Annotated in this window: 13 protein-coding genes; 7 read left to right on the top strand and 6 right to left on the bottom strand. The window is 72.4% G+C overall.

The annotated features are described in order from the left end of the window. Window positions 1–445: hypothetical protein (locus tag G6R24_RS22285; RefSeq protein WP_338084429.1), on the top strand; the 445-nt coding region annotated here is incomplete at its 5' end. Between the two features lie 86 nt (window positions 446–531). On the opposite strand, the gene G6R24_RS10705 is transcribed toward G6R24_RS22285, so the two are convergent. Together G6R24_RS10705 and G6R24_RS10700 are read right to left on the bottom strand one after the other, a co-directional pair. Then, window positions 532–1,860 (bottom strand): ABC transporter substrate-binding protein, encoded by a 1,329-nt coding sequence (locus G6R24_RS10705; RefSeq protein ID WP_163549105.1) that lies wholly within the window; start codon window positions 1,858–1,860, stop codon window positions 532–534. 596 nt (window positions 1,861–2,456) lie between these two features. Further along, complete coding sequence (locus G6R24_RS10700) at window positions 2,457–3,239, bottom strand: enoyl-CoA hydratase/isomerase family protein (RefSeq protein ID WP_163549104.1); 783 nt, start codon at window positions 3,237–3,239, stop codon at window positions 2,457–2,459. Window positions 3,240–3,799: 560 nt separating this feature from the next. Between G6R24_RS10700 and G6R24_RS10695 the strand changes: the two genes are divergently transcribed. Beyond that, entirely contained in the window at window positions 3,800–4,645 is an 846-nt protein-coding gene (locus tag G6R24_RS10695) for a class I SAM-dependent methyltransferase (RefSeq protein ID WP_225438378.1), read from the top strand. A 20-nt stretch (window positions 4,646–4,665) separates the two neighbouring features. Here the strand turns inward: G6R24_RS10695 and G6R24_RS10690 are convergent, their stop codons facing one another. Further along, the gene (locus G6R24_RS10690) at window positions 4,666–5,928 is read right to left on the bottom strand and encodes an HAF repeat-containing protein (RefSeq protein WP_225438377.1); all 1,263 of its coding nucleotides are present in this window, start codon (window positions 5,926–5,928) and stop codon (window positions 4,666–4,668) included. 302 nt (window positions 5,929–6,230) lie between these two features. On the opposite strand from G6R24_RS10690, the gene G6R24_RS10685 reads away from it, so the two are divergent. Continuing rightward, window positions 6,231–6,794: a sigma-70 family RNA polymerase sigma factor gene (locus G6R24_RS10685; RefSeq protein WP_163549109.1), complete on the top strand. Its 564-nt coding sequence runs from the start codon at window positions 6,231–6,233 to the stop codon at window positions 6,792–6,794. Continuing rightward, the gene (locus G6R24_RS10680) at window positions 6,791–7,744 is read left to right on the top strand and encodes an anti-sigma factor family protein (protein WP_163549102.1); all 954 of its coding nucleotides are present in this window, start codon (window positions 6,791–6,793) and stop codon (window positions 7,742–7,744) included. Before G6R24_RS10685 ends, G6R24_RS10680 begins: the two co-directional genes overlap by 4 nt. Window positions 7,745–7,764: 20 nt before the next feature. Here G6R24_RS10680 and G6R24_RS10675 read toward each other — a convergent pair whose 3' ends face one another. Both G6R24_RS10675 and G6R24_RS10670 read right to left on the bottom strand, forming a co-directional pair. Next, window positions 7,765–8,379, bottom strand: a complete 615-nt coding sequence (locus G6R24_RS10675; RefSeq protein WP_225438376.1) for a hypothetical protein — start codon at window positions 8,377–8,379, stop codon at window positions 7,765–7,767. A gap of 293 nt (window positions 8,380–8,672) precedes the next feature. Then, entirely contained in the window at window positions 8,673–10,001 is a 1,329-nt protein-coding gene (locus G6R24_RS10670; protein ID WP_163549101.1) for a hypothetical protein, read from the bottom strand. A 133-nt stretch (window positions 10,002–10,134) separates the two neighbouring features. Here G6R24_RS10670 and G6R24_RS10665 point away from each other — a divergent pair, with 133 nt between their 5' ends. The 3 genes from G6R24_RS10665 to G6R24_RS10655 are packed head-to-tail and all read left to right on the top strand — an operon-like array spanning window position 10,135 to window position 13,630. Beyond that, a complete protein-coding gene (locus G6R24_RS10665) occupies window positions 10,135–10,599 on the top strand; it encodes a hypothetical protein (RefSeq protein WP_225438375.1) in 465 nt (154 codons plus the stop codon). After that, the gene (locus G6R24_RS10660) at window positions 10,599–12,422 is read left to right on the top strand and encodes a serine/threonine-protein kinase (protein ID WP_338084428.1); all 1,824 of its coding nucleotides are present in this window, start codon (window positions 10,599–10,601) and stop codon (window positions 12,420–12,422) included. Before G6R24_RS10665 ends, G6R24_RS10660 begins: the two co-directional genes overlap by 1 nt. Then, window positions 12,377–13,630, top strand: coding sequence for a WD40 repeat domain-containing protein (locus tag G6R24_RS10655; protein WP_163549100.1), 1,254 nt, complete (start codon window positions 12,377–12,379; stop codon window positions 13,628–13,630). Before G6R24_RS10660 ends, G6R24_RS10655 begins: the two co-directional genes overlap by 46 nt. A 15-nt stretch (window positions 13,631–13,645) precedes the next feature. On the opposite strand, the gene G6R24_RS22280 is transcribed toward G6R24_RS10655, so the two are convergent. Continuing rightward, entirely contained in the window at window positions 13,646–14,341 is a 696-nt protein-coding gene (locus tag G6R24_RS22280) for a LapA family protein (RefSeq protein ID WP_225438374.1), read from the bottom strand. Window positions 14,342–14,722 lie beyond the last annotated feature (381 nt).

Below are 14,722 nucleotides of genomic sequence, written 5' to 3'. Positions count from 1 at the left end.
GAGGTGGATGGCTGTCGGTGCGCCGGTCGAAGGGATGGCGATGAAGGTTCCCAAGGGCTTTCGATATCTGTTCCTGACGGTGCTCCTCGCTTTCGCTGGATTCCTTGCCACCGCGCCGGTCGAGGCGGCGCCACCGGCGTCCCCGTCCACACCGGCGCCGACGGCTTCGCCGTCCAGTGGCGCACCCTCGGGGCCGGTGGGCAGGCCGCACGCCGACAAGCCTCCGGTAACCAAGCCGTCGGTAGACAAGCCGCGGGTAACCAAGCCGCCGGTGGCCGGGCCGAAGCCGGTGGAGCGCCATCGGGATCGGCACTGGATCTGCCGGCCGGGTTCCTGGGAGCCGGGTTACTGGATTCCCGGGTTTGTCTGGCACGGGCGTGCCTTCCCGAAGGAATGGCACGACCGGACCTGGCATCCGGCGCAGTGCCACTGGGTCTTCTGGTAGCCGGACGCGGCAGCCGTGTGCCGAGGGCCCGGTCCCGTCGGGACGAGCCGTCGGCACACGGCCAGCGGTGCTGTTCGGTGATGGTGCTATTCGGTGGTGACGGTGCGGCCGCAGCGGGGGGTGGCGGCCACGGGGGTGAACGTGGCGCCGTCCTTGTTGACCCGCAGGTAGTCGTAGCAGGCGGTGGCGGCGGCGAGGCCCTTCGCGGGGTTGATCGGTGCGAGGAGGAGGCCACCGGCGTCATAGTGGTCGAGGGTGCGCAGCGCGGTGAGCAGGGCGGCGCGGGTGGGGCAGGGGCCGGCGGCCCGCACCCCGGTGAGCAGCAGGTCGGCGCTGATCCAGCCGATCAGCGCGTTGCCGTCGGCGAGTGTCGCCGCCTGCGGTGCGTAGGTGGTGAGCGCGGTGCGGAAACGCTGGTGGGCGGGGGTCGCGAGCTCGAACGGCGCGTAGTCGACGAAGGTGTAGACGCCGGCGGCCCTGGTCCCGGCGGCGGCGAGTTCGTTTTTGCTGTAGGTGGTCTGGTCGCCGAGGATCGCGGTGAGGCCGAGGGCGGCGTTGTGGGTGGCGGTGGCGATCGCGTAGAACGTCGGCGCGGGCACGAAGGCGATGACGCTGTCGGCGTCGGCCGCGCGGATCTGCTCGACGAGTCTCTCGCCGTCCAGGGGTCCGGGCGAGACGAGCAGGGACGCGGCCACCCGCATCCCTGCGGCGCGGGCGCTGCGCTGCGCGGCCGCCGCCATGGCCTGGGTGCCGTCGGACAGTTGCACCGCCACCGTCGCCACCCGCCGCGCGCCGCGACTGTAGAGGAAGTCGCCCCAGCCACTGGAGGCTGGTGACATGCCCATCGGACGGGAGTAGCTGAACACGTTCGTCCTGGTCGCGGCGCCGGGATCGCTGACGTGGCCGTCGACGACCGGTACCGCGGCGGCGGCCAGTTCCGGCGCGCCGCCGACGGACGCGGAGCTGAACCTCAGGATGCCGAGGGCGTCGCCCGCGCCGGTGAGGCTACGTCCGGCAGCGGCGTTGCGGGTGGGGATGCCGTGGTCGTCCTCGATGCGGTAGGTCAGCCGGCGCCCGTCCACGCCACCGAGGGCGTTCTGCTCGCCGAGGCGGGCATCGACACCGGCGCGGAACTGGGCGCTCGGATCCCCGCCCGTATCGCCGGGTCCGCCCGAGGGCGAACCGGAGTAGACCATGCCGAGGCGGATGGTGTCGCGGTCGACGCCGGGCGTGGTCGCGCATGGGTACCCACCCTGCGCGACCTGCCGTAGCAGGCTCTTGGTGACCGCGGTGTCGTCTCGGCCGCCGGGCTGGCCGGTGTCGCTGGTCTCGTGCGCGCCGCAGCCGGTCACGGCGACCAGCACGCAGGTGATCACGGCCCTGGCCGCGGCGTGTGACCGCCGGTGTCGTCTCATGTCTCCCACCCGTCCGTGTGCCGGTCCTGCGCCCGTTGTTCGGGCGTGCCGTGTTCGCCGTGGACGGACGGCCTCACCGAAATCCGGAAACCGGCCCGAAAGTGGGGTCGGGCCGGCGAGGCCACCTCATCGCACGGCCGATCGAGAGGCAGCACACGGTAACTGGCAGCCTTTTCGGACGATTACGCGGAGACGGCCGCGGAAAAGGGTGCTACGCATTTCGGGTGGGGCCGGATGGCGGTATCGAGAGTTCCGGGAATTCTCCGTGTGCAGAACGCTCCGGGGGTCTCCTCGAGGATGTGAGTGGGCTCACGAAGAAGCGGCTACTTGCCCCTTGTCCGGACGGCCCACGGGTGGATCGATCATTCGGGCGGTCCGGATGGGGGTGATGATTATGCCGGATGGGCATGGCGGGATGCCGGCTTCGCCGACCGGTCACATCGGTTCGGGTCGCCGGAAAAAGTGACAGATGGTTACCAGCGAAGGTCGGTGGGCCGCGGTCAGCGGCTACCCGACAACGCCGAAAACTTCTGGATATCGGCTGGTGTCGGGTAGGGCAAGACAACCACCACCGTCGGGCGACGCGCCGCCGGCGGCTACGCGCCGGTAAAGCGGGGCTCGCGGCGTTCGGCGTTCGCGCGGGTTCCCTCGGCGAAATCCGCGGTGTCCCGCAGGACCGCCTGCTCGGCGGATTCGCGGGCTGTCACCGCCTCGATCGCCGGCAGCAGGTCGGCCCACATGGTCGCTCGGATGCTGCGCACTGCCAGCGGTGCCGAGGCGGCGATGGCACGGGCGTGTTCGATCGCCGCCTCACGCAGGTCGACGGCGGCGACGAGTCGGTCGGCGAGGCCGATCGCGAGCGCCTCGGTGCCCTCCACCCGTCGTCCGGTGTAGAGCAGATCGAGGGCCTTCTGCCGGCCGACCACCGCCGGCAGCGTCACCGAGATGCCGAAGCCCTGATGCAGGCCGAGGCGGGCGAAGTTCGCGACGAAACGGCTCTCGGGCGTCGCGACCCGAAAGTCCGCGGATAGGGCGAGCCCGAGGCCGCCGCCGATCGCGGTGCCCTGGACCGCGGCCACCACCGGGATCGGCGCGGCGAACAGACGCAGCGCCGTGCGGTAGAGGGCCGGTGCGCCTTCGTCGGCGCTCAGCGGGGCCGCCGAACTCGCCCCGGTGAAGTCGGCGCCGGCACAGAAATGCCGGCCCTGCGAGGCCAGCACGATCGCGCGGACGTCACCGTCAGCGGCGAGCCGCTCGTAGGCGTCGGCGAGGGCGTCGATCAGGTGCACGTCGAAGTAGTTGTACGGCGGCCGGCGAAGCTCGACGACCGCGACGTGGTCGGGCCGGGTCTCGACGGCGATGTCCGTGACCGCGCTCATGAGCTCCTCCGAGTTCGGGCTGGCGCGGCCGTCCGACGGTACCGGCCGCCCGGTGCTTATACCGCACCAGGTGCTTTGCCGTCCGCACACCTGACCGATTCGCCCATTTTTCATAGGTCTGGCGCTGGGCGCTGAATCGGCGCAAGAATTGTCCGGGTCGACGTCCGATGCTTTGTGGAGGTGCGGGTGGCGGTGGCGCGGTGCTCCCGCGGACGCTGTTGTCCCAAGGGTCCTTCGGGACCTGTCGACGGGACGTTATTCCTGCCCCGTTGAGTCGTCCGGCCGGCATTCTGGAGGTCGACCATCCCGATCGGTTTAATCTGCGGTCCCACGATCGATCAAAGGAGATCATCATAGACGTCTGGGCGGCATCGGCGTCATCGGCGGCGTCGGTGACTGCGGCGTCGACGATGCTGGCCTTATCGCATCCGTCGGCGGGAGCGACCAGTTCCGCGAGGCCGGCCCGACCGGTTCGCCCCGCGTCGACGCCGGCCGACACCAGCCTCGGGGGAGTGCTCCCCGCGGGAGTATCGGCGGCGGGAACGGTGCCAAGGGGAACGGTGCCAGAGGAAACGGCGCCGGGGGGAATGGCGTCCGGTGGGCCGGGGGGTTGGCGGCAGGTGTGGGAGCTCGGTGATGATGCTGCGCTCGCGCCGGTGTTCGCGAGTATGGCGGGGGATCTGGTGCGGGCGGCCGGGATCACGCCGATGCATCGGGTGCTCGACGTGGGCGCGGGTAGCGGTAACGCGGCGCTCGCGGCGGCCGAGGTCGGCGCGGACGTGGTGGCCTGCGATCCGGTGTCGGCGCTGCTCGCACGCGGGCGTGCGGTCGCCGATGCGCGCGGGCTCAGCCTGGACTGGCTACCGGCCGACGCGCAGCGGCTGCCCTTCGGCGCGGACACGTTCGACGTGGTGCTGTCCTGGTCGGGCGTGATGTTCGCGCCCGACCAGGCCGCCGCGGCCCGTGAGCTGGTGCGGGTGTGTCGTCCGGGCGGCACGATCGCGGTGGCGAGCTGGACCGCGGACGGAGCGATGGGCCGGCTGTTCGCCCTGCTGGAACGGTACGCCCCAGCCCGCGCCGACGGACGGGTGGCGGCGCCGACCGCCTGGGGACATCCGGCGAGGGTGCGGGCGCTGTTCGCCGGTGGTGACGTCCGTCGGCTGAGCACCCACCATCGCACCGCCCGGCTGGACTACGGTGGATCGCCGGCGCAGTGGTGCACGCTGTACCGCGCATATTTCGCGCCCATCATCGAGGCATATGACCGGATCGGGCCGAACCCGAAACGCATCGCCGCGCTGGACAACGCTTTGCTGCGATTCGCCACCGACGAGTATCTTGGCCCGCTCGGCGGCCCCGGACGCTACGAGTTCGAATATCTGCTGCTTCTCGCCGAGCCGCGATGACACCTGCCCGGCGGCCCCGGCTATCCGGCGGCCGGGAGAGCGGTCAGGCCGAGGGCGAGTGGTGCGGTCGCCGGGGCGGACGGCCACCAGACGGCCTGCGGTGCCGCGTCCTGGGTGGTCGCCGAGTTGCCCAGGACGATTCCGGTCGGGGTGACCGCCTGCGCGTGCCCGAAGGCACCACCGGCGGAGGGCAGACGGCGCAGCCGACCGGAGTGCCAGCGAAAGGCCTGGACATCCCGACCGTCCGCGGTGGAGATGTCGCCGCAGACGACCCCCTGATCGTTGAGGCCGGTCACCTCCACCCGGTCGTCGCCGGCACCGGTGGCGGTTGCGCCCCCGATCGGGATCCGGCGGCCGGAGCGCCACAGGAACGCGCCCTGGGTCGGGCCGGACGCGCTCACCAGCACCTGGCCGGCGTTGTTGACCGCGATCGCGCTCGAGCTCGAGCCGTGCAGTCCGGGCAGGGTGCCGAGGTCGACGGGCCGGTCGCGGCCGCGGCGCCACAGCACCGCACGGCGGGAGCCGTCCGGGGTGTCGCTGGTACCGATGATGTCGCCGGCGTCGTTGATGGCCACCGCCACGCTGGACGGGCCGCCGAGGGTGCCGAGGTCGTGGATGCGCCCATCGGTCCAGACCACCGCGTGCGACTGGCCGTCGCCGGTGTCGGCGCTGCCGACGATCTGCCTGGCGGCGTTGACCGCGGTCGCGGAACTGGACGGGCCGCCGAGGGTGCCGAGGTCCTGCGGGCGGGTGCCGCGCCAGCGGACGGCCCGGGTCGTCCGGGCGTCGGTGGTGCTCCAGCCGACCACCAGTCCGGTGGGGCTCACGGCCAGCGCGCCGCTGCGGCGGCCACCCTGCTCATCGCTCCCACCGAGCAGGCCCAGGGCCTGGTAGCGGCCGGCGGACCAGCGGAACGCCCGTCGGTTGTAGTGGCTGACGGCATCGCCGACGACGACGCCGGTGGCGTTGGCGGCCACCAGCTGCTGGCTGCCCTTGAGGAAGGTCACCCGGCCGCGCCACCACACCCCACCGGTGGAGCTGTAGGAGCCGTCGTTCCAGACGCCGACGAACAGCCCGGCCGCGTTGCCGGCGACCAGCGTCCCGTAGCCACCGGAGCGCGGGCCGGGCACGACCATCGGAGCCAGCGGGCCACGGACCGAATCGTCCGCCGCTGCCGGATCGGGTGGTTCCACGTCCGGTGGGCCGACGGTGGGGATGGCGCCGGTGGTGGCGGCGATGGCCGCGGTGTGGACGAGGCCGTGCAGCGCCCACGGGGTGCTCACGCCCGCGACCGCGGCGAGTCGCAGGAGGGATCGTCTGGTGTCCGGCACGCGGGTCGCCTTCTCTCGGATTCCGGCTCGTGGGTTCTCAGGCCAGCTCGTAGGCCGGCTCGGGCTGGCGGATCCGCGAATCCAGGGCGTCTACCAGCGATGATTACTTTTAGGATTTGAATAGTGACTTTTAGTGGATGTGGTGTCAACGGCCGACGTGGCTCGGCGAGTCACGATCTGGGTGCCGATGGTGACAGTGGTGGCGCGAGGTGGTCCGGGTGAACCGGGCGGGGCGATGATGCGTGTTGGTGGGCATGCATGCGCGGCGGCGAGGGCGCGACGGCGGGCCGGAGGTCGGCGGGCCGGAGGTCGAGGACCCCGCCGCCGAGTTCGTGTGCGCCGTCTACACCGAACACGGCTCGGCGCTGCTCGCGTTCATCTCCCGGATGACCGGTGACCGCACGAAGGCCGAGGACGTCCTGCAGGAGACGCTGGTACGTGCGTGGCGGCACGCCGGCCGGCTCGACACCGACGAGCGGCCGTTGCGACCGTGGCTGTTCACCGTCGCGCATCGCATCGTGGTCGACGAGCATCGGGCGCGGCGGGCCCGACCGGCCGAGGTCGGACCGGAACACCTCGAGTTCCTGTCCGCCGGCAACGAGCTGGACCGCGCGCTGGAGAGCTGGCAGGTCGTGGAGGCGTTCCGGGCGCTGAGCGCCGAGCATCGGGCCGCGCTCGTCGAGACCTACTACCTGGGACGCTCCGTCGCCGAGGCGGCCGTGAACCTGGGAATCCCGCCCGGCACCGTCAAGTCCCGGGTCTACTACGGACTGCGTGCGTTACGGCTGGCACTCGAAGAACGGGGGTGGGCGACATGAGCAGCGACTGCGCAGCCCCCCGCATCGCACTGGGCGCCTATGTACTGGGCGCCCTGGAACCCGCGGACCGCGCCGCCGTGGCGAACCATCTGGGCGGCTGCGCGGAGTGCCGCGCGGAACTGGCCAGTCTCGTCGGCCTGCCCGGCCTGCTGGCACGCCTGCAGCTGGCCGACGTGGTGGAGCCCGACGAGCCCGGCAGCACCGACCTGGACATCGCCGCCATCGTCGACGCGGTCCACCTCGACACGGCCCACCTCAACGCGCGGACCCACACCGACCCGCGCACGGACGGGGCGGCCTCCGCACCGGACGGGTCCGACCACCCACGGACCGCCGCGGGTACGGGCCGGGACCAGGGGCCGGATCAGGATGCGCGGCTGGGTCCGGGCGGGTGGCAGGGGCAGGGTCAGGGCCCGAGGCATGGCCGGCGACCGGCCCAGGCGGCTCGTCCGGTTGTCGAGCCACGGGCGGGGACCGACGCCGAGCTCACCCGGCGGGCACTGGCATCGCTGCAACGGGCCCGTCGCCGCACGCGCCGCCGGGCCGCGCTCGCGTCGGCGGGGCTGCTCGTCGCGGTCGTGCTCGCCACCGTCGGGATCACGGTCAGCGTGCACTCGGACGGCGACTCGCTGACGGCTCGTCCACCCGGGCGGATGTACACCGGCGCCAGCGCCACCAGTCAGGTCGAGGCATGGGTGTGGGTCGCCGCGAACCCGGCTGGCAGCGCCTTCACGGTGAAGGTCGCGAACGTGCGTCCGGGCAGTCACTGCACCCTGATCGCCCAGGCTGTCGACGGGCACGAGGAGACCGCCGCGACGTGGGCGGCCGACTACGACGGCGACGTGGAGGTGCGGGGAACCGCCGGGATCGAACCGGCGAACCTGGCCCGCCTGCTTATCGTCGACGCGCAGGGCGGGCGGATCGTCGTCCTGCCCGCCCGCGGCGCCTGACGGCTCAGGGGCTCTGGGGCTCAGGGGCGGCGGGGGCCGTTCAGCCAGGGCATCAGCGCGCCGATCGCGAAGCAGGCGGCCGACGTGACGATGGTGAGCACGAGGTCGACCAGCGTCGTCGGTGACAGCAGCCGGGTCGCCGAGAGAGCGAAGACCCCGAACAGGCCCACCGCGCAGCCGGCGGGGACGAACCGCAGGCCGCGCAGCCACCAGGTCGCGGGCCCGGCGTGCCGGCCCAGCGGGAGCAGCGCCACCGCCCACAGCAGCCCCATCAGCACCAGCAGCCCGACGCCGAACAGTCCGTAGATGGACAACAGCGAACCGTGGACGTTCGCCGTGCCGGACTGACGGGCGACCGCGTGCAGGTCGGTGTCACGCAGGGTCACCTCGACCGGGACGAGGCCGGTGGCGCGGCCGTCCAGATCGCGGATGTCCAGATCGACGGTCCAGTTGGCCGAGCCCTGCGCCGGGACGGTGGTGTGCAGCCGGGTGTCGTAGTCGAAGAACGTGAGACCGAGCACATTTCCAGAAAGCCGCACCGAGTCAATCGGGACGTCGACCCGGCTGAGGTTGTGCACGCCGACCACGACCCGGGCGACGGTGCCGGCGTTCAGGACGAGGTCCCCGCGATCCAAGGCGTGCCCATCCACCGTCACGGCAAGCTCAACACGACCACTCGACTCCGCCCGTGCGATCGACGGGGGCAACAACACGAGCCAACCCAGACAGACTGTCAGGCATATGACAATCAGAAAGCTTTTCTGAACCGCCACCCTCGGCGCAGCCGCGCATTCCACGAGTTCCCCCGACTCTTCCCTGGCTGGGATGCCCCCGACCGGCGTGGTCCATGTTGCCCTAGTCGGGGATCTTCGGCCAGCCTGCTGTTATTCTATGGACCGTCGTATGGGCGGGGCTTCCGCCTCTCACATCAGGCACGTAACGTCAGGCGCGCACCACGCGTTTTCAACGAGCTGTGTTGACGGGCCGTTATCGCTGTGTTGCCGTTCGCACCCGGGGGGCGACCTGTGTCTGGCCATCGAGCAGCCGGTCGATGGACGGCTCGATCATCACGGTTCGGGGCATCCCGAGGTGATCGGTCGTCGCGTGGTTCCGTCGCTGTCATCTTCCTGAGCGTCCTGCTGCTGTGCGTCGGCGCCGGGGTGGCCACGGGGCTGGGCGCTCCCGCCGGGGCCGGTGTCCCGATCAGCGCCGCCGCGGCCGGTGACCCCACCAGCGCCGCGGCCACGGAGAGTTCCACCGGGTCGACGCCCGCGGCCGGCGCGGGTGACACCACGACGGACGGCGCCTCGCCCACCTCCGGCGGCGGGTCGGCCACGACCACCGGGCCGCCGACCGGTGGCGGCTCCGGCGGCTCCGGCGATGCCGGGTCGCCGACGGGCGGTTCGACACCGAGCGCCGACCCGAAGCCCGACCCGACGACCCCCGCTCCCACCGCCGCCACCACCAGCCCCACGACCGGCACGCCGTCCACCGGGACGGGCACCCCGGGTACCCCAGGCACGTCGCCCCCGACCACCGGCACGCCGAGCGCCGGGACCGGCACGCCGAGCGCCGGCATCACCTCGCCCGGTTCGGCGAGCTGGTCGCCGACCGCCTCGGCGACCAGCGCCTGCCCGACCCAGCCAGGGGACTGCCTGGCCAACATCGCCTCGAGCGCGTTCGTGCCCGCCTGCGAGTCCCCCAGCCCGACGGCCTGCCCGCCGAAGGCCACCGTCTCCCGAGTCCCGGTGATCGCCACGAACGGTGTGGTCGCCGCCTCGGGCAGCGCCGCCACGGGTGGGCACACCGACAGCTGCGCGCCGCCGCCGCCGTCGACGGGGCCCGGGCCCTGCCCGTCCGCCACATCGACCCCGGCCGCCTCGGCCGACGCGGACTGCCCTGGGCGATCCTGCCCCAGCACCTCGGCCACCCCCGCGCACCGCACCGCCGACGCCACCTGCCCCACGGGCACGGGGAACTCGCCGCAGTGCCCAAGCCCGCGGCCAGGCCAGCCGGGCCATCCGGCCAGCGGCGCCGCACCCGCCCCGGCGGCCACCCCGATCTGCGGGTCAGACCCCGGCACGACCGACCACCCCACCGAACAGCCGACCAAGGTCACCTGCTCGGACGGTTCGGTGCGCGACCGCGCCGACCAGTGCCCGCTGCCGCAGCGGTCCTGCCCCGGCACCTCGGTCGGGGTGCCGGTGGGTACCGCCTGCCCGTCCCCGCCGACGCCGACCGCGCCGGTGCCCGTCATCTGCTGGGACGGTTCGCAGCACGCCGCGACGGCCGACTGCCCGTCCGGACGGGTGATGTGCCCGGGCGGTATCTCGGTCCCGCTCGAGCAGACGTGCCCGAGCCCCGAGCCGACACGGTGCGCCAGGGCAACGGTGCGCGTCCTGGGCGTGTGCACGCCGGTGCGTCGCGTCGGCGACCCGGTGCCCCCGGTCGGCCAGCCCGAGGCGCGGGAGGCGAAGGCCGGTGAGCTGCTGTTCGACCGGACGATCGTCAGCGCCGGCGACACCCTGTTCGCCCGTGGCGCCGGCTGCGATCCGGGTTCCCAGGCAACCCTGACCACCGGCGGTGAACTGGTCGGACGCGCCGTCGCGGACAGGTCGGGCACCTTCGAGACCGTGGTGCAGTTCGCCAGCTTCGAACCCGGGCACCGTCCGGTCGAGGCCCGCTGCGCCGGCGAGAAGCCGTTGACCGCCGGCATCGACATGGTGCTCGTCGCCGCGGACACCAGCGCGTCGGCGACGTCGGTGCTGCTGCCGCTGTTCCTCGCGTTGTCCTTCCTCGCCGTCCACTACCAGATGGCAGCCCGGCGTCGGCGTCGGGGCCGGGTGCGTCGCTGATGGCGAACCCGTCCGCGTCCCAGGCCGCCGAGAACGACGGTGTCGCCGGCGCGGGCGGGTCCGCTGCCCTCAGTGCCGGAACAGGTGCCGACGGTGGCGACAGCGGGATCTCGGCGCCGGCCGAAGTGGGGCCCTACCGGCTGGTGCGGCGCCTCGGCGCCGGCGGAATGGGCACGGTCTACCTGGGCGAGACCGCCGAAGGTGGCCAGGTCGCGGTCAAACTGATTCGCCCGGACCTTGCCCGGCTCGCCGAATTCCGGTCCCGGCTCAAGCATGAGGCCGACAATGCCCGCCGCGTCGCCCGGTTCTGCACCGCCGCGGTCCTCGACGTCGACATCACCGGTGACCATCCCTACCTCGTCACCGAATACGTCGACGGACCGACTCTTTCCGAGGTGGTGCACAGCCGCGGGCCGCTGACCCCCGCCGAACTGCACCAGCTCGCGGTCAGCATGACCACGGCGCTGATGGCCATCCACCGCGCCGGGATCGTGCACCGCGACCTCAAACCCTCGAACATCCTGCTGTCCCGGCTTGGCCCGAAGGTCATCGACTTCGGTATCGCCCGCGCGCTGGACAGCGCCACCGTCGTCGGACGCGACTCCGGTACCGACCGCCACCTCGGCACACCCGCGTTCATGGCGCCCGAACAGGCCCGCGGCGAGCAGATCACATCGGCGGCGGACGTCTTCGCCTGGGGCGGTGTCCTCGTCTACGCCGGCACCGGCCGCTATCCGTTCGGCACCGGCCCCGCCCCCAGCCTGCTGTTTCGCACCGTCAACGACCCGCCCAACCTCGAGGGCCTCGACCCGAGCCTGCTCCCGCTGGTCGAGGACGCGATGCGCAAGATCGCCACGCTGCGCCCCGCCGCCGAGGAGCTCTACGTCCGCCTGCTCGACCTGCGCGTCGATGTCCCCGTCACCGCCCGCGAGCAGATCCTCTCCGAGGTCACCGCCCTCATCCGTCCGTTGAACACCACACCTCCCAGCACCCCCACCCCCGAACCGGACGCTGCCGGCCACGCCGTGGACGTGGACGGCGACCCGGCCGGTCCGATCACCCCGATCACCGGCCAGATGCCGCACGACCCGCCGCCCGAGACCCTGGGCACCCAGCCGCTGCCCCTCAACCCCGCCGCGTCCCCCCGCTCGACCGGCACCGGCTCGTCCTCGTCCTCCACCCCTGGCGGCGTTTCCCGAACCGGTGGTGCCTCTCGGACGGGTGGTGCCTCTCGGACGGGCGGAGCCTCGTCAGCGGGGGAGGCGGGCCCGCCGGCTGGCGGGAAGATTCCCTGGCGTCCGGCGGACCAGTGGACGGGGACCCCGCGCCTTGACGACGGACTGGTCACGGTCTGGGGCGCTGGCGAAGCAGTGGACGCCCGGCGTCTGGGCGCCGCCGCGGCGCGGACGCCCCAGGCCGGCCCGTCGGACCCGGCGACCCGGGCCGACGACGATCTCAGCGACGCCGAGACCGGCATCGTGCCCACCGACCACCTCAATCGTGTCCGCGACGCCCACCGTGCCCGTCAGGCACGGGTCCCGGCCAGGCTCCGGCCGACGGCCCCACATCCCGCGCGGCACCGGCCAGCGTGGCACCGTCCCGCGACACCACGTCCCGCGACACCGTGTCCCACGGGACGTCCGGTCGTCCTACCGCCGACCGCGCTGGGCAGTCGGGGCAGCGTGGCTCGGGCCAGCACGGCCAGGTGGAGCAGGGCAAGGCCTCGCCGAGGACACCGGCGGATCGGGTCCGGCGGGGACGGCGCTGGCTGGCGCTGGTGGCCGTCGTGCTCGTGGCCGTGCTCGTCGGCGCGATCGTTTTGATCGAGGGACGGGACAAGGGCGGGGCGGACGTCGCCGACGTGCCGCCCGCCGTCGCCGTCCAGGCGATCACGCGGCAGGCCACCGACCCGGGTCTGGCCAGTCGCCTGGCACTCGCCGCCTACCGCGCCGCACCCACCTCGACGCGGACCCAGGAAGCGATGATCGCCGCGTTCGGCGAGAACCTCCCGCCGGTCGCCGTGGACTCCGGCTCCGCCGACATCCGGTCGATGGCGATCAGCCGCGACGGCAAGCTCGTCGCCGTCGGCGGCGCGGACGGCGTCATCACCATGTGGGAGGTGACCGACCGCACCCGACTGCAACGCCGTGACTCGGTCCGCACCACCGGCTGGGTCGACTCGATGACGTTCAACTCCGACGGCAAACTGCTCGCCACCGGCAGCGCGGACGGCTCCGTCCGCCTGTGGGACGCGCACGACCCCACCAACCTACGCCGCCTGTCGATCACCCAGCGTCACACTGACACGGTGCGCGCTGTCGCCTTCACCCCGGACGGCAACACGCTCGCCTCCAGCGGCACCGACGGGACACTCGCCCTGTGGGACATCACCGACCCCGCGAACCCCACCATCCGCTCACACTTCGAGACCGCCACCGGCGGCGTGTACGCGGTCGCGTTCGCACCGAAGGGCGGCATCCTGGCCACCGCCGGCGAGGACGCCACCATCCGTCTGTGGAACATCACCGATGCCGCCCATCCCGTGGGTGGCCTGGTGCTGCGCGGCCACAGCCGGGCCGTGCAGACCCTCGCCTACACCGCGGACGGCGCGACCCTCATCACCGGCGGTGTCGACGCCACCGTCCAGCTCTGGAACGTGGCCATTCGCGACCAGGCGATCTCTCTGCGCAACATCCCTGGCCAGCTCGGCGGCGTGACCGCGGTCGCGGTCTCCCGCAGCATCGTCGCCTCCGGTGGTGACGCCGAGGTGATCCGACTGGCCGGCATCACCGACCCCACCGACCCGGTACCCCTGGCCAACTGGCACGGCCCCACCCGTTCGATCACTGCGGTCGGATTCGTCGGCGACAGCGGCGTGGTACTCGCCGCCGCCCACGACGGCACCCTGCGCCTGTGGGACGCGGACCCCGCCCACCTGGCCACCGCCGCCTGCACCGACCCCGCCAACCGCATCAGCCCCGCCGAATGGTCCACCTTCTTCGGCTCGATGGACTATCGCCCGCCCTGCTGAGTGCGGCACGCGAGATCAGCGTCGATGCCTGAGCTTCGTGGTGACACCGGAACGCCGGCTTTCCGGGGCCGGGCCGGCGGGCATCCCGCCAGCCGGGTTCGGACCAGTCTGGTTCGGGCCGGTCGGGTTCGGTCCGACCTGGTTCGGTCCGGTGGGCGGGTTCGCCGCCACGCGCCGGACGGTCCGACGAAGCTGAATCATCCGACCGACACCGGGGATGGCGACCAGCAGTGCACCAGCGACCGCGGAGAACAGCATGGCCACGGCGAGCGGCAGTGTGCCGCTCAGGCCAAGGAACGACACCTTCACATCGTCCAGATTCTGCAGAATAAATATCAGCAGAATGATCAGGACGACTGAGAACAGTATCAGGCTCGTCCATGCCCGACTGGTGCGGGTATGCGGAATATCCGGCCGTGCGGGCGAACCTCCGGTACCGCCGCGCGCATTCCTGGAACCACGGCCCTGGTCGACATCACCAGGGCCCGGACCGGTGCCTCCGAACCTGTTGCCCCCGGGGCCGGGACCCGCGGGGCCGGGCGCGGCAGGCCCGGGGCCCGCGGGGGCGGGATAGGACGTGGCGGCGGGCGGTGCGCCGGTCGGCGGGAAGCCTGGCTGCGGGCGGGTGTTCACGGGGAAGCCGCTCGTCTGGCCAGGTGCCGCTTGCGGTGCGCCGCCCGTGGACGGATGGCTGGGGGGCGGCGTCGTCATGACCTTCGTGTACCCTGTCAGCTTGACAATATCCCGATCGGATGGGTCCATCCGATCGTCGAATCAGTCACTTGTTTCGTCCGAACAGCCACATCACCGAGGAGATCGGCACCCGAACGATCCTGCCGAAGCCGGGCGAAGGATTCGGGGCCTCGTTTCCGCACCCACTCCTGGCAGGATTCGATGACGGTGCCGCGACCGACCCGTCTGCGGATAAACAGGCGCTTTCCGGATTGCGGTGATGATCGCGGGTGGGGCGTCAGGGGGTGCTGGTGGTGAAGCCCGGTGCCACCACGCCGGAGCTCGAGAACGAACCGGTACCGGCGGTGGCGGTGGGGCTCGTGCCGACGGAGCCGAACAGGCCACCATCGGTGGACGGGC

The organism is Candidatus Frankia nodulisporulans (assembly GCF_902806475.1).
In the GTDB taxonomy this organism is placed as follows: domain Bacteria; phylum Actinomycetota; class Actinomycetes; order Frankiales; family Frankiaceae; genus Frankia; species Frankia umida.
Note: the sequence above shows the minus strand (reverse complement) of the source record. Positions and strands in the feature narration are given on the sequence as shown.